The organism is Acidimicrobiia bacterium (genome assembly GCA_036271555.1).
Lineage (GTDB): Bacteria > Actinomycetota > Acidimicrobiia > IMCC26256 > PALSA-610 > DATBAK01.
This window is the reverse complement of the sequence record DATBAK010000028.1, coordinates 16181-38186: the sequence shown is the minus strand read 5'-3', so window position 1 is coordinate 38186 and position 22006 is coordinate 16181. Positions and strand designations below refer to the sequence as shown.

Below are 22006 nucleotides of genomic sequence, written 5' to 3'. Positions count from 1 at the left end.
GTCGGCTGCGGCGCGGTCGGCGCCCGGGTCGGGGCATCGTATTGCCGAGGGCCCCGTCTGCCACACTCTCCGGGTGGCGGTGGACGTTTTCCGGCCTCAGAGTGTCGGCCGTGCGGTGCGCACCGCCTTCGTGCTGGGCGTGCTGCTCGTTCTCGGGATCGTCGCGGGCGTGGGCGCGTACCACCAGTTCAACGCGCTCGTCGGCGACAACACGAAGGATCAGCTGAGCCGCTACCTCGACGATCACCAGCACTGGACCGCGCACCCGAGCGGGGCCGGGTTCAAGGCCGACTTCCCGGTCGAGGGCACGCGGCAGACCGAGCAGGTCGCGACCGGCTACGGGACGGTCACCGCGCAACGCGACGGCGCGCTCGTCGACGACGAGATCGACTTCCAGATCGCGTGGCTCGACCTTCCCGCGAGCGCGCCGCCGGGTTCGGCCAACCTGCTCACGGCACTCGTCGGCGCGCAGGTTCGCCAGTACCAGGGCACGCGCATCGCGCTCGACGCGCCGGGCAAGCTCGGTCGTGCGATCACGCGCGACTTCGTCTTCAAGAACGTCGACTCGACGGGGACGACGCGTTATTACGACGAGCGCATCGTGCTCGACTCGCACAAGGTGTGGATGGTTCGGATCGTGTCGCGCGTGCGGCGCGACGAAGCGTTCCGGCAGTTCGCGGCGACGTTCAAGTTCGCGAGCTAGCCGCCGACCAGCCCGTCCCACGACCAGCGCGGGATCGTCAGCCCGTCGGGTACGTCGGCCGCGGAGTGGTGGTAGCGCGCCATCGTGGTCGTCGTCGCCCAGGCGAAGTAGTCGTGCAACACCTGCCGAAGTCGCGCGTCGTCCGCGAGGCCGGTGTCGGCGAGCGCCGCGTCGAAGCAGTCGATCCCGCGCCGGTCCATCTCGTCGTGCTCGCCGTTGCCGCTGTGGATGCGCACGACCGCCGTCTCGTCGCCGTACTCGGTCGAGAACGTCGTCGGTCCGCCCAACGCCTCGGCCCAGTACGCGGCCAGGCGTTCGGTGTGATCCGGATGGAAGCCGTGACTGAAGGCGTGAGCGACGATCTCGTCGGCCAGCACGCGCTCGTGCCACGCGTGGGCGAGTGCGAGCAGGCCGTCGATGCCGCCCGCCGCGTCGTACACCGTCTGCACGCCGTCATCATCGCCCTTTTCCGGCGGCGGCGGCGCGGGCCTACGCTCGGTTCATGCCGATTCTCGATGCCCAGCACGACTTCGCCCACCCCGTCGAAGGCGACCAGGCCTGGAGCGAGTCGTACTACTTCAACGCCTACGACCCCGTGAGCGATACCGGCTTCTTCACGCGTGTCGCGGTGCGCCCCAACGACGGGACGATGGACGCGGGCATGTCGGTCTGGTTGCCGGGCGACGAGCTCGCGCACTCGGCCGCGATCCGCGAGCAGACGTCGATGGTCGACACGGGGCTCTCCGTCGGCGGCGTCAGCTACGAGCGCGAGGAACCGCTGCAGCGCTGGCACCTCACCGCCGACACCGACGTGCTCGTGCGCTCGCTCGCGCCGGGCGCCGCCGAAGGTCATCGCGAAGCGCACCTCGTGCTCGACGCGACGTTCGAAGCGCTGATGCCGGCGATCGGTGCCGACGGCCAGGGTCGCGAAGGCGAAGGTGCGAGCGCGAAGACGCGCCAGTCGGTCGGCAAGGGCCACCTCGAGCAGGCCGGCCGTTGGACGGGTGCGATCGCGATCGACGGCACGAAGTACGAGCTCGGCGACGCGCGCGGCAACCGTGACAAGTCGTGGGGTCCGCGGCGTTGGGGCGGCACCGGCTCGCGTATGTGGCGCTGGTTCTCGATCAACATCGGCGACGACGTCCACTTCGGCGGCATCCGCATCGGCACCGACGCGGGCGATCTCCATCGCGGTTGGGTGTGGCGCGATGGCGAGCACTCGAGCATCCGCGAGTGGGACGTGCGCACGGAGCTCGCCGACGACGGCATCACACACCGCGTGAGCCACGTGCGCGCGACCGACAAGCTCGGGCGCGTGCACGAGCTGCGCGCCGACGTGTTCCGCGTCGCGCCGCACCGGATGGATCGCGGGATCCTGAACGAGGGTCTCGCGCGCTGGACCTACGAAGGTCGCACCGGCTGGGGCATCTCCGAGTACCTGCACACCCTCGACGAGAACGGCAACCCCAACATCCCGATCGAGTAGCCCGCTTCCACGGGCCCCCGGTGGTACTGCGTTGTCGGCGTATAGCCGAACAACGCAGTACCACTACACCGGTTCGGCCTCGATCGCGAAGTAGTCGGTGTAGCGGCGGGAGCGATCGCGCAGCTCGCCCTCGGAGAGCTCGGTGTCGGCGAACGTGTAGGTGTGCGTGCCGTGCTCGTCGGACGGGTGCGCCGCGAGGAACGCGCGCATGCGTGCTTCGGCATCGGCTTCGAGCTCGAGCCCGAGGCGTTCGTAGATCGTGCGGATCGTCGTGAACGGGTCGGCCATGAACGCGCGGAACTGCACGTCGACGACGCGATCCGGCTTCACCGTGCCGTCGTCGCGCGCGGTCACGGAACGGTCGAGCCCTTCGATCACGTAGTCGGCGAACTCCGACGCGGCGTCGGGGATCGTCGACGAGTCGCTCCCGATGCGGCGCAGCAGCGCGACGAGCGAGCTGAGCGACGAGATGATGCGCACGGGATCGCGGTGCGTCTGCACGAGCAACGCGTCGGGGTACTCGTGCAAGAGGTCGGCAAGACACCAGATGTGCGCGGGCGACTTGAGCACCCACCGCGCCGCGGGATGTCGCGATTGCAGGTGCTGGAGGTAGATGCGGTGCCAGCGGTACGCGGGCGCCATGTCGGCTTCGTCGACGATCCACTTGCCGTACGACGGCACCCGGTACTGCGTCGGGAACATGATGCTGCGGAAATCGCTCACGGTCATCCGCACGCATTCCTGCGGCAGCCGCGCGCCCATCGGGTGCATCGCGAGGAAGCCCGGGATGAGCAGCTCGACACCGGCCGTCGTCGCGTCGACCTCCGCGATGCGCGGGTCGGTGTCGTAGGTCGCGCGCTCGGGCGGCGGGCAGGGTCGGTCGACCTCCCACGTCAGCGGCACACGGTTCGCGGGATCCTGCGCGAGCAGGTCGTGCAGGATCGTCGTGCCGGTACGGCCCTGGCCGACGATCACGATCGGCGGGCGCACGTCGACGGACGCGATCTCGGGATGCTGCTTGCGGTAGTCGATGATGCCGAGCCGGTTGGCCAGGTACATCGTCGCCTCGCCCTGCGCGATCTGGAATCCGAGCTCGTTGAGTGCCCCCTCGGACGCGAGCGAGTCGGCGAGTCGTTCGAGGCCTTCCTGCCACGAGTCCTCGCCGAAGTCGGAGAGGCCGGTGGCGGCGCGCGCGTCGTCGACGACCTTCTGCGTGTCGATGCGGACGCTCACGCGAACCTCGTTGCAGTCGTCATGAAGCGAGATGTTGCCATCGAAAGTGGGCTTCGCGTGGTCTGGCACACTTCGGCGCGTGATCATCGTGTGGCGCCGCCGTGACCGAGCGCTTCGAAAGCGGCTGTCGCAGGGCGAGGATCTCTCCGGCGCGAACCTCGAGCACGCGCAGCTCGCGCGGCTCGACATCCCGCGCGCGCGGCTGCGGGGCGCGAACCTCACCCAGGCCGATCTCCGTCGCGTCGACCTGCGCTGGTCGGACCTTCGCAGTGCGCGGCTGAAGGGCTCGCAGCTCGACGGCGCGCTGCTCGACGGCGCGAACCTCACCGGCGCCGACCTGCGCGACGCGACGCTGACCGGCTCGGTCTTCGAGGGGGCGCGGCTCGGCGGTGTGCGCCTGCGCGGCGCGGTCTGGAACGAGACGACCGTGTGGCCGCGCGGCTTCGAGCCGCACGACAGCAACTGAGCTTCTTGTCCTCTGGTCGGGCTCGCACGCTTCGCCGTCCCCGACCCGTCAGCCCCACGTCGGGGCCGGCCCGCGAAGCGACCCGCCCGTTCTTACCGCTGCGACAGCCGGCCCGCGCCGCCGTCGCCACGACCGCGCCGACCGCGACCGAAGGGCCACCAGCGCCGTGCGCCGGTGCCGCCTTCGACATCGCGCGCCGCGTCGAGCTCCGCGTGGTTCACGATGTCCTCGGCCTCGTCGAGCACGGCTTCGATGTCGTCGGGAGACTCGTCGGGCTCGGCCTCGACCGGCGTGCGTGTGAGCTCGCCCACCTCGAACGTCCCGTCGATCAACGACGACTCGTACTTCGGACAGTCGTCCGGGCACTTCCAGGGTGCCTCGGGCGCGAGGTCGAGGATGCAGAACCGCGCCGTCTCACCGCCCGGGTAGCTCCGGCTCGAGAAGTGCCGGCAGTCCTCGCGCATGGCCATCGGAACTCCGTTCTCCGCCAAGACGGGCGGGTCGCTTTGCGTCCCGCCCGAACCGGGAACTGAGGCGTCCGGAGCGGCGAGCGGAGCGAGCGCGACCGACTCCCTCAGACGGGACCCGAGGCTCCTGACGCGACCATCTGCACGACGGTACCCGCGGTGTGCCCGGCGACCGATCCGTGGAACGGCGCGTCACCGAACGCGAACACTCCGCCGTCGGCCGCGGCGAGCCAGTAGCCGCCGTTGTCGGCCGGGGTGCGGGCCATGCCGACGATGGGCTGGTTCAGTCGCATCGAGCCGGTCGAACCGTGGAAGGGCGCGTCGCCGTAGGCGAAGATCCCGCCGTCGGACGCGACGAGCCAGTAGCCGTGGCCACTCGCGGTCGGGGCCATCGCGACGATCGGCTGGTTCAACCGCAGCCGGCCGGCCGAGCCGTAGAAGCGCGCGTCGCCGAACGCGAAGACGCCGCCGTCGCGCGACGCGAGCCAGTAGCCCTTGCCGGTGGGCGTCGGCGCGAAGTCGACGATGCGCTTGTTGAGCATGAGCCCGCCGGTGCCGCCGTAGTAGCCCGCGTCGCCGAACGCGAAGATGCCGCCGTCGCCACCGATGAGCCAGTAGCCCTTGCCGCTCGGCGTGCTCGCGATGGCGGTGATCGAACGGGTCAACGCGAGACCACTGAGCGATCCGAGGAACTTCGCGTCACCGAAGGCGAAGACGTCGCCCTGGTTGTTCGCGAGCCAGTAGCCCTGGCGGTCGGGCGTGAGCGCCATGCCGACGATCGGCGCGCTCAGGTTGTGCACGAGGAGGCTGCCGAACCACGACGAGTCGAGCGTGTAGACCGCGCCGAGGTTGTCGAGCACGTCGTAACCGCCGGCGGGCGCGGCGTGCGACTCGACCGCAGCGGGGCGCGCCGACGGCGCGGCCGCGCTCCGAGTCGTCGCCGACGCGGGACCGGCGGTACCGGCGAACGACGCGACGACGGCGACGCTCGCGAGCACCGCGGCGGCGGCGCGGGGCAGGGCACGGTTCACGCTTCGACCTCCGCATCGGGCGGCTTGTTGGCGGGCACGGTATCGCCCACCCCGGACTCAATCGGCACAAGGCGGACGAGCGTGAGGGTCAGCGCTACCGCCACCGCCACGGGCACCAGCCACCAGGCCGGGACGCCGTGGTGGGCCAGCAGGCCGCAGAGGCCCAGGGCGGCGGCACTCACGACCGCGAGGCGCCAGTCGTCGCCGACGACGAAGTCGTACCAGAAGGCACCGAAGGCTCGGATCCGCTTCATGTCGCCACGGCGGCGAGCCGCGCCGCCTGGGTCGCGCGGGCCCGCAGTAGCGCGACCGACGCGAACGCGAAGGCCGCGTAGAACGCGAGCACGCCGAGGATCATCACGTCGGCGCCCGGCCAGTGCGCGCCCGCGCCCTCGGCGCCCCAGAACGTGCCGAACGTCGTGAGCATGAGCCCGACCGCGAACTTCATCGTGTTCTCGGGGACGCGACTCAGGGGGCGGTGCACGACGACTCCGACCGCGGTGACGACCACGAGCGCGGCCGCCGCCGCCAGGATCGTGAGCGTGAACTCGTGATGCGCGGCGCCGAAGGTCACGACGATGAACGCGACCTCGAGCCCTTCGAGGAACACGCCCTTGAACGACAGTGTGAACGCGTACCAGTCGACGCCCGCGTCGTCGCGCTCGGCGCGGCTCGCGTTGCCGACGGCGCGCGCGTAGATCGCGTCTTCGTCGTGCAGCGGCAGGTAGCCCGACGCGCGCAGGATCGCCTTGCGCAACCACTGCAGTCCGAAGACGAGCAGCAGGAAGCCGACGGTCACGCGCAGCGCGCCCAACGGAAGGCGCGTGAGCGCCGGACCGATCGCGGCGACGACGGCGGCGAGCGCGACGAGCGCGGCGGCGATGCCGAGTCGCACGGAGCGCCACCCGCGGGTCACGGCGACCGCGAGCACGATCGTGAGCGCCTCGACCATTTCGACCGCGCACGCCAGGAACGAAGCCAGGATGACGATGACGTTGCGCACTCGCTGCCTCGCGTCTCCATCCGGCAGGATCGGTGGCACCGAGCGTACGCCGTGCTCGCACGCGCGATGCTCTCGACCCACTGATGAGAGGCTGCTCATGGACCAGGCCACGTTGCGGGCGCAGTTCGACCTGACCGGCCGGGTCGCCATCGTCACCGGGGGAACCCGCGGGATCGGCCGTGCGGTCGCGGAGGGCTTCGTCGCCGCGGGCGCCAAGGTCGTGGTCGCGAGCCGCAAGCCCGACGCCTGCTCGGCGACCGAGGCCGACCTGATCGCGATGGGTGGCGAGGCACTCGGCGTGCCGCTCCACATGGGCGACCTCGACGCGCTGCCCGCGCTCGTGCAGCAGACCGTCGACCGCTTCGGCCGGCTCGACATCGTCGTGAACAACGCCGCGAACGCGCTCGCGCAGCCGATCGGACAGTTCACCGCCGACGCGTGGCAGAAGTCGTTCGACGTGAACCTGCGCGGCCCGATCTTCCTCGTGCAGGCCGCGCTGCCGTACCTCGAGGCGAGCCCGTGCGCGTCGGTCGTGAACGTGATCTCGGCGGGCGCGTTCCTGTTCTCCGCGCCGGTCGCGATGTACTCCGCGGCGAAGGCGGCCCTCATGTCGTTCACTCGCTCGCTGGCCGCCGACTTCGCACCGCGCGGCATCCGCGTCAACGCGCTCGCGCCGGGCACCGTCGACACCGACATGGTGCGCAACACCGGGCCGGAATCCGCGGCGCGCATGGCCGCCGCGAGTCACATGGCGCGTGCCGCCGATCCCGACGAGATGGTCGGGCCGGTGCTCTTCCTCGCCTCCGACGCCGCGAGCTTCGTCACCGGCCAGGTGCTCATCGCCGACGGCGGCCTCGTGCCGCATTGAGTGAATATCCGTTCCGACCAGAGCGCGCGAGCGGAGCGAGCAGCGCGGCCTCGGCCGGCGGCTGAGGCCTCAGGGAGGGCGATGCTTGCGAGCCCGACCAGAAAGCAGAGAAGTCATGGACACGGTTCGCATCGATCGCCCGAACGACGACGTGGCGGTCATCACGCTCGACCGTCCCGAGCGGCTCAACGCGATGTCGTTCGAGCTCGTCGACGACCTGCACGCCGCGCTCGACGCCGTGCACGCCGACAACTCGTGCCGCGTCGTGATCCTCACGGGCGCGGGACGCGGGTTCTGCGCGGGTCTCGACCTGAAGGCGGTCGGCTCCGCGTCGGTCTCGGCGGGCATCGGTGGCGGTCCTCGTGGCGGCATGCGCTCGCAGGCGCACATCGCCGCGCTCGTGCCGCACGTGCGCGACATCCAGCAGCCGGTGATCGCCGCGATCAACGGGCCCGCGTACGGCGGCGGGTTCGCACTCGCGTGCGCCGCCGACATCCGCGTGATGGCCGAGTCGGCGCGCATGGGCGTGCAGTTCATCAAGGTCGGCGTGTCCGGCTGCGACATCGGTATCAGCTACACGCTCCCGCGCCTCATCGGTGCGGGGCGTGCGCACGAGCTCATGCTGACGGCGCGCGACGTCGACGCGGAGGAGGCCGAACGCATCGGGCTCGTCGCGCGCGTCGTGCCCGACGCCGACCTGCTCGACTCCGCGATGGAGCTCGCGGCGACGATCTGTGGCTACAGCCCGTTCGGCGTGATCATGACGAAGGAGGTCATGCACGCCAACGTCGACGCGTCGAGCCTCGAGGCTGCGATCCACCTCGAGAACCGCACGCAGATCCTCGCGGGCACGAGCGGCGACATCGCCGAAGCCGCGCGCGCGTTCATGGAGAAGCGCCCGCCCGTCTGGAAGAAGTGATCCCTCGTCCCCGCTGGCCGAGCCCGCCGCCGACGGCCCTCGGCCGCGTGCAGCCCGCCCAGCCGGTGCTCAGGTCGTCGAGTAGCGCTCGACCGAGACCTGGCTCACGGCCGGCGTGACCTTCGACCAGTGTCCGGAGCCGGGGGTCCATCGGTAGCCGTCGAGCTCGACGGCCGAGATGCCGAACCGGCGTGCGTGCGTGACGAGCCAGGACGCGATCGTCCAGCCCCGGTGCGTTGCGACCGGCGCGCCGAACGTCACCGGTCCGAGCTCGCGCGTCATCGTCGTGGTGAGCGACGCGTCGATCGTCGGCGGTCGTGACGACGGCGTCGAGCACGCGAGCCCCGCGGGCGTCTCGCCCGTGAGCGCGCGCGCGATCACGCGCGCCTCCGGCTCCCACCCCGCGTACGCGTCGGGCGCGCCACTGCGCTGCACTTCCTGCGCGGCGGTAGTGACGGGGAGGTTCTCCCAGTTGGCGACGCGCGCGAGGTGCGTGAAGAAGGCGTTCGCCGCGTACGCGGGATCCATCACCTGCTGCGGTGTGCCCCAACCCTGCGACGGACGCTGCTGGAACAGACCGAGCGAGTCGCGGTCGCCGTGCCCGAGGTTCTGCAGCTTCGATTCCTGCAGCGCGGCCGCGAGCCCGATCGTGACCGCGTGGTCGGCGAGCCCGAGGCGCTTCGCGACCGCGGCGATCGTCGTCGCGTTCTCGGCCTGATCGGTCGACAGCGTGACGACGTCGGGCGGCGTGTCGTGCACGTCGACGCGACACGAGCTCGTCGACTTGTGCCGCACACCGCGGTAGATCGCGACACCACCGACCGCGAGCGCAACGACCATCACGACCGTGAAGATCGGAGTAAGGACGCGGCGCGGCCCGCGGCGCTGATCGTTCACGTCCCGACGAGCGTACGCGCTCCGCCGCGCTTACTTCAGCCGGATCACCATGGTGCCGGTGGCGGGGCCCTGCGGATCGACGAACAACGTCCACGAGCCGTTCGCGTCGAGCGTCACGTTCGCGATCGTGAGCGTGTTGCTACACGTCGACTGCGACGTGAGCGTGCTGCCGTCGGGCCGGCGCAGCGTGACGACGACGGCGGGACACGCGCCCGCGTCGTACGTCGAGCCCGTGATCGTCACCGTGCGCACATCACCCGTCTTGCCGTTGATGTGGTACGCCGCGTTCGTGCCCGGCGCTTCCGACGTGAAGGTCCGGATGTCCGGTCCGGGCTTGAACGGTTGCGACTCGTCGACGATGTCGAACACCTGCAGCGTCGCCTCGCCCTGATTCGTGCCGGTCGGATCGACGCGCACCGTCCAGGTGCCCGTCTGGTCGAGCACCTGCGGCTCGAGGAACGCGGTGTCGGTGCAGCTGTCGACCGGCGAGCCGAAGACGCTGCCGTTCGGGCGGAGCAACGTGAGCGTGAAGTCGCAGCCCTGCAGGTCGGCGTCGGTCACGTAGGCGGAGACCTTTTGGTGGTTCGTGCCGTGGAACGACCAGACCGCGTTCTGTCCGGGCCGCGTGAAGTCGAGGAACGCGGGCTTGCCCGAGAGGTCGGCGGTGCCGTCGTCGTCCGCGAACGTCCAGCCGTTCAACGTGAGGTCGCCGCTCGCGCTCCCGACCGGATCGATCTCGAGCGTCCAGGGACCGGCAGTGTCGAGCGTCTGCGAGTCGAGGAACGCCTTGTCGTTGCAGCCGTTCGCCGACGCGAACACGCTGCCGTTCGGGCGCAGGAGGTTGATCGCGTAGCCCGGGCAGCCCTTGATCGTCGCGCCGGTGACGGTCGCCGACACCTGCTGGCCGGCCGTGCCCGTGAACGTGTACTCGCCCTTCTGACCGGGGTCGAGCGTCGCGCTGATCGGCGCGCCGTTCAGCGTGATCGCCTTCGTCGCGTCGCTCGCGTCCCAGACCTGGAGCTTCGACGTGCCGACCGACGTGCCGAGCGGGTCGACGACGATCGACCAGATGCCGTTCTGATCGAGCGTCTGCGCGTCGAGGAAGTCGCTCTTGGTGCACGACTTCACCACGTTGCCGAACGCGCTGTTGTCCGGGCGGCGCAACGACAGCTGGAAGCACTGGGGGTAGTTCGCCTTGGTGACGAGTGCCGAGATCTTCTGACCGTTGCTGCCGTTGATGTGAACCGTCGAGTTCTGTCCGGGATTCATCGCCGGCACGGCGAACACGCTGCCGTCGTCCTTCGTGAGTCCCGTGACGTCGTTCGCGTTGTACGCCGCGAGGTTCGCGTTCCCGACGCCCGCGCCCTGCGGATCCACCACCATCGTCCAGTTACCGCTCGCGTCGAGCGTCTGCCCGTCGAGGAACGCGGTGTCCTTGCACGACGGCGCGGCGCTCCCGAAGGTGGTGCCGTCCGGTCGCACGAGCACGACTTCCACCGCGTCGCACGCGGTGCCGAACGTCGAGCCGGAGAGGATCGCGGAGATCTGCTGGCCGGTGTTGCTCGAGAAGGTGAAGCGCGCGTTCTGGCCGGGCGTCGTGATGTGCACCGCCACCGGGATCGCGTTGCGCACGATCGTGCCGACCTGATCGGTCACCGACAACGCGCGCACGGTCACGTGACCGGTGTCGGAACCCTGCGGTGTCAACACGATCGTCCACGTGCCGGTCGCGTCGAGCGTGTGCGTGTCGAGGAAGCCGTTCGCGCCGCACACGCTGGCGCCGAAGCCGAGCTGCGAGCTGTCGGGCCGCAGCAACGCGACCGCGATCGCGGGACACGCGGCACCGACGGTCGAGTGCGACAACACCGCCGACACCGACTGACCCGCCGTGCCCGCGAACTTCAGCTGCGACGGCTGGCCCGCGGTCGTGAGCCGTACGACGACGGCCGGCCCGTCGAGCGTGATGTTGGTCGTGCTCGCGGCCGCGGCATTCGTCGCGCGCGCGATGCCGGTGAGTCCGAGGATCAGCAACGCGACCGCGAGCGCGGACATCACCCGCGCTCGAGTTGGATGGCGCAAGATTTCGCTCCCCGTTCGCCCCGCGACCACGGTCGGTAGTGACAGGGTCACTGTGTAGCGGGGGCAACGGGGGTGGGTCAAGCGATCCCGAGGGAGCAGACCCCCGTTGCGCGCCCCCGACGGCTCCGTCTACCGTCATCCCACTCCGCGTGGCGGAGCCACAGCGCTGGGGGCGAACAGGGGAGCACGGCTCGGATGCGGTTCCTGCGGCGGGCGGCAGTCTGCACGGTGATCGTCGCGACGAGCGCGGTCGGCATCGGTGTGTCGACGGGCGCGGTCGGTGCCACGGCGCGCCCGAACACGCGCCGAGCCGGACCGGTCGCGCCGTTCAAGAAAACGTTCTTCGGCATGTCGATGGGCGCCGACCTCACGCAGTTGCCCGACTCGACGTTCGACTTCGAGATGAACACGATGCGCAAGATCGGCGTGCACTGGGTGCGCGCCATCATCCCGTGGGGTCTCGTGCAGCAGCACGGTCCCGACGGCGACGACTGGACGCTCGTCGACCGGCTCGTCCAGTCGGTGAAGGCGGAGGGCATGCAGCTCGACGCGATCATCGACAACCCGCCGCTGTGGGCCGGCGCGTCGCCGCCGAACGTTCCCGGGTGCACGGTCACACCGCCGTTCGACCTGCAGGCGTACGCGAACTTCGCGGCGCTCGTCGCGCAGCGCTACGGATCGGCGATGGTGAGCGCGATCGAGGTCGAGAACTCGCCGAACATCCCCGGCATCTGGCCCACGCCCGACACCTGCGACTACACGCGCCTGATGAAGGACGTGTACCCGGCGGTCAAGGGCGTCGACAAGAAGATGATCGTGATGAACGGCGGTGTCGGCGGGACGCGCACGCACAAGGGTGCGATCGCCGCCGACAAGTGGATCGCGCAGCTGTACCAGAAGGGCGCGGCCGGCACGTTCGACGCGTTGAGCTTCCACCCGTACTCGTACCCGTGCGTCCCGTCCGACGGCTGCGCCACGCGCACGTGGGGACTGCTCACGAAGGTGCGTCAGCTGATGAGCTCGAAGGGCGACGGCGCGAAGAAGATCTGGGGCACGGAGTTCGGCGCGCCGACGAGCGGCGTCGGCAACGACGGGCACGTCACCGAGGCGGTGCAGTCGAAGATCCTCGTCGACGGCATGAAGCAGTGGGCGGCGTTCCCGTGGAGCGGACCGTTCTTCGTCTACGAGTTCCGCGACAACGGCACCGACCCGACCGACAAGTCCATGTGGTTCGGGCTCGTGTCGAACGACTTCAAGCACAAGAAGCCGGCGTTCTTCGCGTACCAGTTCGAGGCGACCGGCAAGGGCACGCCCCCCTCGTAGGCGGCGTGTTGGGCGCACACGGCGCGCGTCGCGCTCAGCGCTTGTAGACGATCTCGCGCAATGTCTGGCTCGACTGCGCGAGGTACGCGACGTTGCCGTTGGGTGCGATCTGGATGTCGAGCGGGTCGCCCCATCCCGAGCCGAACGACGTCGCGACACCGGTCGTCGGGTTCACGGTGTGGAACGTGTCGCGTGCCCAGTCGGCGACGAAGAGCTGGCCCTTGTACTTGTTCGGATAGTTCGAGCCGCCCGTGTACTTCGGGCCGCCGATGATGCACGCGGTCTCGTTGTGCGGGTACGACCACAGCGGCGCGTGCGCGCCGACCCCGGTGCCGTGCAGGTGGCCGGGCGGATACACCTTCTTGCACGCGGCCTTGGTGAGCCGATCGGTCTGGTACGACGGCTGCGGCGTTGAGTGCCCGTCGCTGCCCTCGTAACAGGGCCAGCCACCGTTGCGATCGCGCTTCGGGTTCGCGCTGTGCGCGGGGAACGCGTCGAGCTCGTCGTAGTGCGTCCATCCGACGTCGCCCACGTACACCGTGCCGTTCTGCTGGTCGACGGTGAAGCGGTACGGGTTGCGTAGGCCGTAGACGTAGATCTTCGAGCGAATCGTGTTCGGATGCGCGGCGTCGAAGAACGGATTGCCGCGCACGCCGACGCCGGTCTTCGCGTCGATGCGCACGATCTTGCCGCGCAGATCGTCGAGCGATTGTGCGAACAATCCCGTCTTCTTCACCTTGTCGAGCGTGCCGTCACCCCAACCCGCGTAGAGATGACCGGCGTGATCGAATCGCAGCGCGCCGTCGGCGTGTTGCGGTGCCGACGAGTGGTATCCGGTCAGCAGCGTGACGCGCGTCGACGGCGCGGCGGCGTCGGGATCGCCGGAACGCCCACGAATGCTGATGATCTTGCCCTCGACGCTCGTCTTCGCGCCGGGTCGCGCCGATCGCACCGCGTACGTGAACATGAGATAGACGCGCCCGTTCGACGCGAAGTGCGGATCGAGCGCGAGGCCGAGCATGCCGCGCCCCTGCGCGCTGTCGACCTCGTGCGTGAGGTCGAGGAACACGTGTTTCACACCGCGGTGGTACACGTCGACGACGCCGGTCTTGCGCGCGACGAAGATGCGACCGTCGGGCGCGAACGCGAACGCGTTCGGCAGACCGCCGGTCCCCTTGGCGAGCTTTCCGATGACGCGTTGCGAGTGGAAGCCGGCGGGAAAGGCTTCGCTCGACGCGCGCGCCGCGCCCGGTGAGAGCACGACGCCGAGCGTCGCCCCGACCATCGCGATGGCGAACGTGATGCCGGCAGTCCGTCGACGCGTCGCGCTCATGTGCATCACACTGACACTCGCGCGGAGCGCGGTGCAGGTTCGTGACGTCGAGCCGCTTTCGTGCGCGCGCGTCGACGCGTACGCACCGGTGTCGCGGAGATGATCGTGGCGCGGAGGCGACGGCACGGAGACGCCCGTTCCGGGCCGTCGCCCGTCCCGCACGTGGTCTGACCAGGGACATTCGCTTTCGCTTCGGTGTCGCGACCCGCCCACTGAAACGGGTAGTTGACAGGTTCACGGAATGTGGGCACGATTTCCTGCGACTGCACGGTCTTGCTCGCACAGGGGATCGGGGGATATAGGTCCGGCGCTTCGGGGCCGGGCGGGGGGATCTTCAAGGACTGTGTTGGGCGGGGCCCACCTCAGCACGCGCGGATCTCCGGTTGAAAAGACGCCGGGTGTGGCGGTCTACCCGGCAACCACTCGACGGAGGAGAATTTCACTTGAAGATCCGTACACGCGTACTTGCGGGCGTTGCGACGCTCGCGCTGGCGGGCGGCGCAGTCGCGATGGCTGCTCCGGCCGGTGCCACGGCACCGCCGCCGTTCGACGTCACCAATGCGGTGGCGACGTGCAACACCGTTACCGGTTCGCTCAAGTTCTCGACGCCGCTGACCCTCACGGGTCCGACGACGGGCAACGAGACCGTGACCGTCAAGGCCAAGCTCCTGGGCTGCACGTCGCCGACCGTGGTCGACGACACCGACAGCGCGTTGGTCTTCGCCGGCGCGGCGAGCGCCACGCTCGTGAGCACCGGTGGCACGGGCTGCCTCGGTCTCGAGGGCGCGGGCACCGCGAGTGGCACGTTCACGACCAAGTGGACGGCGCCGAAGGGCCGCAAGTTCACGCCGACCGAGACGGTTGGCGGCAAGCTCGGCACCTACTCGCAGTCGACCATCTCGGGCGACCAGGGTGGCACCTTCACCGTGGACGCGTCGCAGGCTCCCTTCGCGGGCTCCTACGGCCAGTTCCTGATCGGCAACGACTACGGCACCACGCCGATCTCGGACACGGTTGTTGGCGACGCCTTCAAGGGCACCGGCGCGCACAACGGCCACAACAGCTGGATCAACGCCATCGGCAACCTGGACATCGTCCAGGAGCTGAACCTCTGCGTCGGTGCGGGCATCAAGTCCCTCACCGTCGGCATCGGCGGCGCCGAGATCGGCTAGTCGGTCAGTTTCATCCCTCGACCGATCGTGTGGTCGAGGATCGATCCTCGTGAAGGTGCCGGGCGGTTCTCCGCCCGGCACCTTCCGCGTGGTGGCTGCATTCCTCTCGGGCGCGCTCGCAGCCCGCGACCGTGAGCGGCCGAGCGCGCGAGCGGAGCGAGCGGTGCGGCCTTGCCGGCTCCCATCCCGCGTCGCGGAGCGGCGAGCGCAGCGAGCGCGACCGAAGACTCAGAGACTCAGACGGTGATGCCGAAGCGCGAGAGCCAGAGGTGCGCGGTGTCGGAGTAGCCGCGCACTGATGCCCATGCGGCGGGCGTGCCCACCGGGATCGGCCGGTTCGACAGCACGGCCTCGCCGCAGCCGCGGCCGACGAGGAGCTTCTGCGCGACGTCGTGCTCGACCGCGTTCTCGAGGTCGGCGTTGGGGATCTGCTCGGCGAGGGCCACGAGCGTGTTCTGGTCCTTCGTGACGTGCGGCAGGTCGGTCTTGATGAACTTCAGGCACGCGGCCGCGGTCGGGACCTTGCCGGTCGCCAGCGGCGCGGTGACGCGCTCGAACTCGATCAGCGGCTGACCGTGCGCGGCGAACCACGTCTTCACCGTCGTGATCGACGCCGGCGTCGGCAGTGTCGTCGCCGGCGCGACCGTGGTCGTCGTGTGGCGCGTCGTCGACGAGGACGAACCCGCTTTGTGACCGCTGCTCGAGCATGCGGCGAGCGACGCGACGAGACACGCCGCGCACACGGTTGCTTTTCGACTCCGATTGCCTCGACGCATGGCGGGCGATGCTACCGGTCGTCGCGAGTACGCCCCGGCTAGCGTCTCAGCTTCATGGCCAAGGGGAATCGACGGCGTCGGCGGCCTGCCGGCGGCGGCTCCGAACAACCCGCGGCCCCGAGTCGTTCAGGACCGGTCGAGCCCGAACCCGAGGTCGAATCGGGCGTCGCCGCCTCGTTCGATCGCACCGATCTCCTCTGCGCCGCGGGTGCGACCGTCGTCGCGGCCGCGCTGTTCCTCACGACGTTCTCGACGCACGTCGCGCTCGGCGACGCGCCGGAGTCGGTGGCCGGTGCGAAGACGTTCGGTGTGCTCCACGCGCCGGGCTATCCGAGCTACGTCGCGGCCGCCGGCATCTTCGGGCACATCGTCGCGATCGGCAGTTGGGCCGCGCGCGTCAACGGGTTCAGCCTGCTCTGTGCCGCGTTCACCGTCGGCGTGGTGTTCCTCCTCGCCCGCGCGTTCGGTGCGTCACGCGTCGGCGCCGCGCTCGGCGCGTCCGTGCTCGCGACGACCGCGAGCTTCTGGTTCAACGCCGACTTCGCGAAGCACTTCGCGTTCTCCGGGTTGTTGGTGACGCTGGCCGCGCTCATGGCCACGCGGTGGCAGGCGACCGGTCGCACGGCGTGGTTGATCGTGGCCGGCGCGTTGCTCGGTGTGTGCGCGGGTGCGTCGTGGGAGCTTGCGGTGATCATGGCCGCCGGCATCGCCGTGCTCGTTGCCTTCGGCGAGCGGCGCGTGCGCGTCGGCGGCGCGGTCGGATCGGTCGCCGCGCTCGTGGTCCTCGCCGCGGGCACGTGCGGGTTCATGATGTGGCGCGCGTCGCAGCATCCGGCGGTCAACTGGGGCGAGGTCGACAACGTCCACCGGCTCCTGCGGCAGTTCACCCAGCAGGACTTCCGCTCGACGAACGGCAACCTCTCGAACCACGCCGTGAGCGAGCTCGCGATCCGCCTGCGCGGCTACATCGGCGCGATCGTGCGCGACCTCGGCCTCGGTGCCATCGTCGTCGGGATCGCCGGCTTCGTGGTGGCGTGGCGGCGGCTCGGATGGGACCGCCGGCTCTGGATCCTGGTGGTCGTCGTCGCCGACCTCGTGTTGGTCGTGATCGCGTCCGAGGTGAGCGTCCTGCCGAAGGGGCTCCCGACTGCGACCGGCGGCTACTTGATCGACCTGTTCGTCGGGATGTCGATCGCGGTCGCGGTGGGCGCCGAGCCGCTGATCGAGCTCGCATCCGATCTCGCCTTCCGTGCAACCACGCCGGCGCGCGAGCGCGCCCGCCGGCGCACCCGAGCGGGCGGCTACCGGACGACCGTCGTCGCCGTGATCGTCGTGATCGCGATCGTGCCGTCGCTGATCTTCCACTTCGGTCCGGCCGATCATCGCCAACCCGCGCTCGCCGACAACTACGCGACCCGCGTCCTGTCGGAGCTGCCGCACGGGGCGGTGCTGTTCATCGACCAGGCCGACGACGCGTTCCCGATCGTCTACCGGCAGTCGGTGTTCGGCGACCGGCCCGACGTGTCCGTCGTCGTCGTCACGAGCATCCAGTTCGCCTGGTACCGCGACCAGATCACGCGCGAGCTGCACCTGCGCACACGAATCCCGACCCGCTCGCCGGTGCAGCACCTGATCGCGGAGCTCGCGCCGCGCCCGTCGTTCCTCGACCCGGGGATGATCTTCCTGTACCGCGGTGAGTTCAAGGTGAAGCTGCGCGGGCTCGTCGGCGAGGTGGTGTCGTCGACGGCCGACGAGACGATCGATCGCGACGCGTTGTCGAAGCAGTTGCTCGCCAACGACAAGGCCGACGGCTTCGCCGGCCACGCGCACATCGGTTTCCCGAACACGTTCATGTACTACTTCTACGCGCGCGCCCACATCGAGCTCGCCAAGCTCTACGCGCGCGCCGGTCAGCTCCCGCGGGCGCGCACCGAGATCGCGCGCTCGCTCGACGACTACCCGGACGCGAACACCCGGCTCGCGTTGCAGTTCGCGGGTCAGAAGAGCGAGAAGCGGAGCAAGGTCGTGGCCGTCGTCGAGGCGCTGTAGCGCGCCGCGGCTAGAGCTCGCGCACGTCGTATTGCGCGGGGTCCGGCGCGCGTGTGCGGTCCCAGTACTCGAGCAGCGTGAACGGCCAGTTCTGCGTGACGCGGCCCTGCGCGTTCTTGTACCAGCTGTTCACGCTCGACACGCCCCACGCCATCTGCGCGTTGGCGGCATCGACGCGCACGTGCTCTTCCTCGTAGACGATGTGTCGGAGCTCGAGCGATCGCGCACGCCGTTCGAGCAGAAGGTGGACGCTCTCGACGACGTAGCGCACCGCGCATTCGGAGAAGAAGATGATGCTGCCGTTCGCGACGAGGTTCGTGTTCGGGCCGTAGAGGCAGAAGAAGTTGGGAAAGCCCGCGACGGTGAGCCCGAGGAACGCGTACGGCTCGTCGCGCCAGTGCTCGTGCAGGTCGACGCCGTCGCGGCCGGCGACGCGCATCGGCACGAGGAAACGCGACGCGTGGAACCCGGTCGCGTACGCGATGACGTCGACCTCGTGCTCGCGACCGTCGGTCGTCACGATGCCCGTCGGCGTGATGCGCTCGATGCCGTCGCTGATCAGGTGCACGTGCTCGCGCTTCAGCGTCGACGCCCAGATCCCGTTGTCGAGGAGGATGCGCTTCGCGAGCGGCGGATACGTGGGGATCACGTGGGGGAGGAGCTCGGGCGTCTCCGCGAACTGGAGCTCGATGTACTGCGTGAGGCCGGCGCGCAGCTCGTCGTTCAACTCGCTCACGCCGCCGGCGCGCGCCGCGGCCCACTCCGGGTCGACGCGCGCGGCGGGCAGCGCACCCTCGGCGAGGCGCCAGAAGAGCCAGAAGCGGTACCACTGCGCGTAGAACGGCACGTGCGCCATCAGCCAGCTCATCTCTTCGGGCATCGGCGCGTAGTACTGCGGCGTCGGCATCATCCAGTTCGGCGTGCGCTGGAAGACGAGGAGCTCGTCGACCGCGTCGGCGATCGCGGGCACGATCTGGATCGCGCTCGCGCCGGTGCCGACGATGGCGACGCGCTTGCCCTCGAGGTCGACGTCGTGGTCCCACTCCGCGGAGTGGAACGACGGACCCGCGAAGCTCTCGCGCCCCGGGATGTCGGGGAGCTTCGGCCGGTTGAGCTGACCGACCGCGCTCACGAGCACGTTCGCGACGAGCATCTCCGTCGCGCCGCGCGCGTCGCGAACCGTGAGCTCCCACGTGTCGTCGTCGCGCCAACGCGCGTCGAGCACTTCGGTGCGGAAGCGGATGTGCGAAGTGATGTCGAGATCGTCGGCGACGGCGCGGAAGTACTGCTGCAGCACTTCCTGTGGACTGAACTGCTGCGGCCAGTCGTCGCGCTGCGCGAACGAATAGCTGTAGAGGTGGTTCGGCACGTCGACGCGACAACCGGGGTAGCGGTTCTCGAACCACGTGCCGCCGACGTCGTCGTTCTTCTCGAGGATCACGTAGTCGACGCCGGCTTGCTGGAGTCGGTGCGCGGCGGCGATCCCCGACATGCCCGCGCCGACGATCACGACGAGGAACCCGCGGTCGGGATCGACCGTGTGCTTGTGCCAGTCGGGCGCGCGCAGGTCGTCGCCGGACAGCGCGAGCTCTTCGAGGAGCAGGTGCACGTAGTCGTCGGAGATGCGCTCGCCGATCACGAAGTCCATCAGCGGTTGGAGGAGCTCGAGATCGGTGACATCGCGGTCCCGGTCGGCCTCCGGCTCCGGCTCGGGGCGGTCCCGCAGCCGGCGCAGCACGTCGACCGCGAGCGCCCTCGCCGCCTCTCGCTGCTCGGTCGTGAGGCCGCCCTGGGACTCGCGCACGCGGGTCGGGTCACAGCGGAGCTCGGGGCGCAGGATCGAGAGGTCCCCGGTCGTGTGGGCGAGGGCCGTCAGGAGCGGCGGGAGGTGCGCCCGGCGCACGACGCGCGCGAGCCCGTCGTCGTCGAGGTCGATGTCGATCCCGGTTGCCGGCGCCACCACCGGGGCGAGTGTACGGACCGCCGGTCGGCCGCGATCGGGCGCCGGTCCTCGGCCCGGGGCCGCTGAGCGCGCCGCCCGACCCGGTGGCAGACTTCTCGCGGGTGGGGCCCGGGCCGCCTGCGTCGACCCCACACGGTGCGGCGGCCGGGTCCTACTCGTCGCCGGTGCGGCCAATGCCCGGCCGGTGTCGTATCCTGTCGCCGTGCCTGTCGACAAGCCCACCCGCCGGAAACGTCATCGGCCTGTCGCGGAGTCCGAGCCGCGCACGCCACGAGGGACGGTGCCCGGCCGGCTTGCTACCGACGCCGAGGCCCGTCGCCGCGCCCGTGAGCGCGCCGGCAGCGACGACTACTAGACCAACCGGCTGACGCGTCGGTCGCGTTTTTTTCGCGCTCGCGAATAGTCGCGCAGCGTGATGACGGCGCGCGATCGGTATGGAAGACTCGACCGCGTTCGGGAGCCCATTCGCGCGTTCCCGATGTGGGTCCAGGGAGGCTGACGATGCGTGCACGGATGCGGCTCTTCAGTGGCGCGGGCTTCGCGCTGTTCGTTGCGATCGCACTGATCGCCGCGACCGCGCAGCCCGGCGCGTCGGCACCGAGTCGCGCGGCGCGACCCAACGTGCCGTCGGGCTTCACCGACACCGCGGTGTTCACCGGGCTCACGCTGCCCACCGCGGTCGCGTTCGCGCCCAACGGCCGCATCTTCGTGTCGGAGAAGAGCGGCGACATCGTCGTGTACGACAACGCGTCCGACACGACGCCGACGTTGTGGGTCGACCTGCGGCGTCAGACCTTCGACAACTACGACCGCGGTCTGCTCGGACTCGCAGTCGACCCGCAACTCGGTACCGCGGGACACGACTTCGTGTACGCGCTCTACACCGTCGACGCGGGACCGGGACAGACGGCGCCGATCTGGCACGACCACTGCGTGCAGACGAAGATCACCATCAACGGCTGTGTGGTCACCGGCACGCTGGTGCGCATCGCGGTGAATCCCGACGGCAGCGCGGGCCGCAAGAAGATCCTCATCAACCAGCAGTGGTGCCAGCAGTTCACGAGCCACTCGATCGGGCACCTCGCGTTCGGTCCCGACGGCGACCTCTACGTGAGCGGCGGCGAGGGCGCGAGCTACACGGACCAGGACTTCGGCCAGCTCGGCGGCACCGGGAAGAACCCGCAGGCGCCGGTGAACGCGTGCGGCGACCCGCCGAACCCCGCGGGCACGCCCGACCAGAGCCCGACCGCCGAGGGCGGCTCGCTGCGGTCGCAGAGCCCGCGGCGCCCCGCAGGTCAGCCGGTGCTCTTGAGCGGCTCGGTGCTGCGCGTGAACCCCCTGACCGGCGCGGGCGTCAAGGGCAACCCGATGTTCGACAAGAACGACAAGTCGAGCAACGCGTCGCGCATCATCGCCTACGGCTTCCGCAACCCGTTCCGCTTCAACTTCCGGCCCGGCACCAACGAGCTCTGGGTGAGCGAGGCCGGCGCGGGAACGTGGGAGGAGATCGACCGCGTCATGGCGCCGACCACCAAGCCCGCCCCGGACTACGGCTGGCCCTGCTACGAGGGTGACGCCGTGCACGGCGGCTTCACCGGGTTGAACATGTGCCAGTCGCTGTACAACGACACGACGTCGCCCGCGGTGCCGCCGTACTACCAGTACAGCCATGGCTCGAAGCTCGGCCCGCACGACGCCTGCGCGACACAGAAGGGCTCGTCGGTGATCAGCGGCGTCGACTTCACCGCGCTGAACGCGAGCTACCCCGCGTCGTACCAGGGCGCGGTGTTCTTCTCCGACTACGTGCGCGGCTGCATGTGGGTGATGTTCAAGGGCGCGAACGGCCTGCCGGACTCGTCGACGTTGCAGACGTTCGTGCACAACGCTGCCGGCTTCGGCCCGGTCGACATCGAGAACGATCCCGCGACCGGCAACATGTGGTACGTCAACCTCGCCGACGGCTCCGTCCACCGGGTCACCTACACCGGGCCGTAAGGGGAAGGGCCTCGGGGTCACGGTTTCAGGAAGCGGGCCCGCACGCCGATGAGACGGGGTGCAGCGAACCGAACCGCGCCCGCTTCCGTTCAGCCGGCCGCGCGCGGGCTTCTACGGGCTGCTCACGGTCCTGCTGCTCACGGCGCTCGTGCTCGTGATGCTCGCCCATCAGGCGCTGGCCTGATCGGCTTCTGATCCGCATCTGAACGAACGCGCCCGCGCAGCCGTACCCTTCGCGTCCGC

The 22006-nt window shown here is 69.9% G+C and carries 21 protein-coding genes; 10 read left to right on the top strand and 11 right to left on the bottom strand.

What is annotated here, in order from left to right:
• The first annotated feature begins 115 nt into the window (after positions 1 to 115).
• Entirely contained in the window at positions 116 to 703 is a 588-nt protein-coding gene (locus VH914_08565) for a hypothetical protein (protein ID HEX4491240.1), read from the top strand.
• Here the strand turns inward: VH914_08565 and VH914_08560 are convergent.
• On the bottom strand, positions 700 to 1152 hold the full coding sequence (locus VH914_08560; GenBank protein ID HEX4491239.1) for a group II truncated hemoglobin: 453 nt from the start codon (positions 1150 to 1152) through the stop codon (positions 700 to 702). The genes VH914_08565 and VH914_08560 overlap by 4 nt on opposite strands.
• Positions 1153 to 1205: 53 nt before the next feature.
• On the opposite strand from VH914_08560, the gene VH914_08555 reads away from it, so the two are divergent.
• The gene (locus tag VH914_08555; GenBank protein ID HEX4491238.1) at positions 1206 to 2189 is read left to right on the top strand and encodes a hypothetical protein; all 984 of its coding nucleotides are present in this window, start codon (positions 1206 to 1208) and stop codon (positions 2187 to 2189) included.
• 63 nt (positions 2190 to 2252) lie between these two features.
• Here the strand turns inward: VH914_08555 and VH914_08550 are convergent, their stop codons facing one another.
• Positions 2253 to 3422 (bottom strand): sulfotransferase, encoded by a 1170-nt coding sequence (locus VH914_08550; protein ID HEX4491237.1) that lies wholly within the window; start codon positions 3420 to 3422, stop codon positions 2253 to 2255.
• A gap of 79 nt (positions 3423 to 3501) precedes the next feature.
• Here VH914_08550 and VH914_08545 point away from each other — a divergent pair, with 79 nt between their 5' ends.
• Positions 3502 to 3888, top strand: coding sequence for a pentapeptide repeat-containing protein (locus VH914_08545; GenBank protein HEX4491236.1), 387 nt, complete (start codon positions 3502 to 3504; stop codon positions 3886 to 3888).
• 92 nt (positions 3889 to 3980) lie between these two features.
• Here the strand turns inward: VH914_08545 and VH914_08540 are convergent, their stop codons facing one another.
• The 4 genes from VH914_08540 to VH914_08525 all read right to left on the bottom strand — a co-directional run bounded on the left by VH914_08540 (position 3981) and on the right by VH914_08525 (position 6389).
• The gene (locus VH914_08540) at positions 3981 to 4358 is read right to left on the bottom strand and encodes a hypothetical protein (GenBank protein HEX4491235.1); all 378 of its coding nucleotides are present in this window, start codon (positions 4356 to 4358) and stop codon (positions 3981 to 3983) included.
• Between the two features lie 104 nt (positions 4359 to 4462).
• Positions 4463 to 5386, bottom strand: a complete 924-nt coding sequence (locus tag VH914_08535) for a hypothetical protein (GenBank protein ID HEX4491234.1) — start codon at positions 5384 to 5386, stop codon at positions 4463 to 4465.
• Entirely contained in the window at positions 5383 to 5640 is a 258-nt protein-coding gene (locus VH914_08530) for a hypothetical protein (protein ID HEX4491233.1), read from the bottom strand. The genes VH914_08535 and VH914_08530 overlap by 4 nt, the downstream gene beginning before the upstream one ends.
• The gene (locus tag VH914_08525; GenBank protein ID HEX4491232.1) at positions 5637 to 6389 is read right to left on the bottom strand and encodes a hypothetical protein; all 753 of its coding nucleotides are present in this window, start codon (positions 6387 to 6389) and stop codon (positions 5637 to 5639) included. Before VH914_08525 ends, VH914_08530 begins: the two co-directional genes overlap by 4 nt.
• Positions 6390 to 6486: 97 nt before the next feature.
• Between VH914_08525 and VH914_08520 the strand changes: the two genes are divergently transcribed.
• Both VH914_08520 and VH914_08515 read left to right on the top strand, forming a co-directional pair.
• Positions 6487 to 7257: an SDR family oxidoreductase gene (locus tag VH914_08520; protein ID HEX4491231.1), complete on the top strand. Its 771-nt coding sequence runs from the start codon at positions 6487 to 6489 to the stop codon at positions 7255 to 7257.
• Between the two features lie 115 nt (positions 7258 to 7372).
• Entirely contained in the window at positions 7373 to 8176 is an 804-nt protein-coding gene (locus VH914_08515) for an enoyl-CoA hydratase-related protein (protein ID HEX4491230.1), read from the top strand.
• A gap of 69 nt (positions 8177 to 8245) precedes the next feature.
• Here the strand turns inward: VH914_08515 and VH914_08510 are convergent, their stop codons facing one another.
• The gene (locus tag VH914_08510; protein HEX4491229.1) at positions 8246 to 9073 is read right to left on the bottom strand and encodes a hypothetical protein; all 828 of its coding nucleotides are present in this window, start codon (positions 9071 to 9073) and stop codon (positions 8246 to 8248) included.
• Between the two features lie 30 nt (positions 9074 to 9103).
• Positions 9104 to 11125 carry a hypothetical protein gene (locus VH914_08505; GenBank protein HEX4491228.1) on the bottom strand — a complete coding sequence of 674 codons (2022 nt, stop codon included), beginning with the start codon at positions 11123 to 11125 and terminating at the stop codon, positions 9104 to 9106.
• A gap of 222 nt (positions 11126 to 11347) precedes the next feature.
• Between VH914_08505 and VH914_08500 the strand changes: the two genes are divergently transcribed.
• Complete coding sequence (locus VH914_08500) at positions 11348 to 12475, top strand: hypothetical protein (GenBank protein HEX4491227.1); 1128 nt, start codon at positions 11348 to 11350, stop codon at positions 12473 to 12475.
• Between the two features lie 34 nt (positions 12476 to 12509).
• On the opposite strand, the gene VH914_08495 is transcribed toward VH914_08500, so the two are convergent.
• The gene (locus VH914_08495; protein HEX4491226.1) at positions 12510 to 13808 is read right to left on the bottom strand and encodes a PQQ-dependent sugar dehydrogenase; all 1299 of its coding nucleotides are present in this window, start codon (positions 13806 to 13808) and stop codon (positions 12510 to 12512) included.
• Positions 13809 to 14251: 443 nt separating this feature from the next.
• On the opposite strand from VH914_08495, the gene VH914_08490 reads away from it, so the two are divergent.
• The gene (locus VH914_08490; protein HEX4491225.1) at positions 14252 to 14980 is read left to right on the top strand and encodes a hypothetical protein; all 729 of its coding nucleotides are present in this window, start codon (positions 14252 to 14254) and stop codon (positions 14978 to 14980) included.
• A 236-nt stretch (positions 14981 to 15216) separates the two neighbouring features.
• Here the strand turns inward: VH914_08490 and VH914_08485 are convergent, their stop codons facing one another.
• The gene (locus VH914_08485; protein HEX4491224.1) at positions 15217 to 15756 is read right to left on the bottom strand and encodes a hypothetical protein; all 540 of its coding nucleotides are present in this window, start codon (positions 15754 to 15756) and stop codon (positions 15217 to 15219) included.
• Positions 15757 to 15810: 54 nt separating this feature from the next.
• On the opposite strand from VH914_08485, the gene VH914_08480 reads away from it, so the two are divergent.
• Positions 15811 to 17805: a DUF2723 domain-containing protein gene (locus tag VH914_08480; GenBank protein HEX4491223.1), complete on the top strand. Its 1995-nt coding sequence runs from the start codon at positions 15811 to 15813 to the stop codon at positions 17803 to 17805.
• A 10-nt stretch (positions 17806 to 17815) separates the two neighbouring features.
• Here the strand turns inward: VH914_08480 and VH914_08475 are convergent, their stop codons facing one another.
• Positions 17816 to 19768 (bottom strand): NAD(P)/FAD-dependent oxidoreductase, encoded by a 1953-nt coding sequence (locus tag VH914_08475; GenBank protein HEX4491222.1) that lies wholly within the window; start codon positions 19766 to 19768, stop codon positions 17816 to 17818.
• A 501-nt stretch (positions 19769 to 20269) separates the two neighbouring features.
• Between VH914_08475 and VH914_08470 the strand changes: the two genes are divergently transcribed.
• On the top strand, positions 20270 to 21763 hold the full coding sequence (locus tag VH914_08470; protein ID HEX4491221.1) for a PQQ-dependent sugar dehydrogenase: 1494 nt from the start codon (positions 20270 to 20272) through the stop codon (positions 21761 to 21763).
• 58 nt (positions 21764 to 21821) lie between these two features.
• Positions 21822 to 21947, top strand: coding sequence for a hypothetical protein (locus VH914_08465; GenBank protein HEX4491220.1), 126 nt, complete (start codon positions 21822 to 21824; stop codon positions 21945 to 21947).
• Positions 21948 to 22006: the final 59 nt, after the last annotated feature.

Bases quoted from the DNA above. Each gene is read 5' to 3' on its own strand.
- VH914_08555 (HEX4491238.1), top strand. From the start codon at position 1,206: ATGCCGATTCTCGATGCCCAGCACGACTTCGCCCACCCCGTCGAAGGC.
- VH914_08540 (HEX4491235.1), bottom strand. From the start codon at position 4,358: ATGGCCATGCGCGAGGACTGCCGGCACTTCTCGAGCCGGAGCTACCCG.
- VH914_08530 (HEX4491233.1), bottom strand. From the start codon at position 5,640: ATGAAGCGGATCCGAGCCTTCGGTGCCTTCTGGTACGACTTCGTCGTC.
- VH914_08520 (HEX4491231.1), top strand. From the start codon at position 6,487: ATGGACCAGGCCACGTTGCGGGCGCAGTTCGACCTGACCGGCCGGGTC.
- VH914_08515 (HEX4491230.1), top strand. From the start codon at position 7,373: ATGGACACGGTTCGCATCGATCGCCCGAACGACGACGTGGCGGTCATC.
- VH914_08505 (HEX4491228.1), bottom strand. From the start codon at position 11,125: ATGTCCGCGCTCGCGGTCGCGTTGCTGATCCTCGGACTCACCGGCATC.
- VH914_08500 (HEX4491227.1), top strand. From the start codon at position 11,348: ATGCGGTTCCTGCGGCGGGCGGCAGTCTGCACGGTGATCGTCGCGACG.
- VH914_08495 (HEX4491226.1), bottom strand. From the start codon at position 13,808: ATGAGCGCGACGCGTCGACGGACTGCCGGCATCACGTTCGCCATCGCG.
- VH914_08485 (HEX4491224.1), bottom strand. From the start codon at position 15,756: ATGCGTCGAGGCAATCGGAGTCGAAAAGCAACCGTGTGCGCGGCGTGT.
- VH914_08480 (HEX4491223.1), top strand. From the start codon at position 15,811: ATGGCCAAGGGGAATCGACGGCGTCGGCGGCCTGCCGGCGGCGGCTCC.
- VH914_08470 (HEX4491221.1), top strand. From the start codon at position 20,270: ATGCGTGCACGGATGCGGCTCTTCAGTGGCGCGGGCTTCGCGCTGTTC.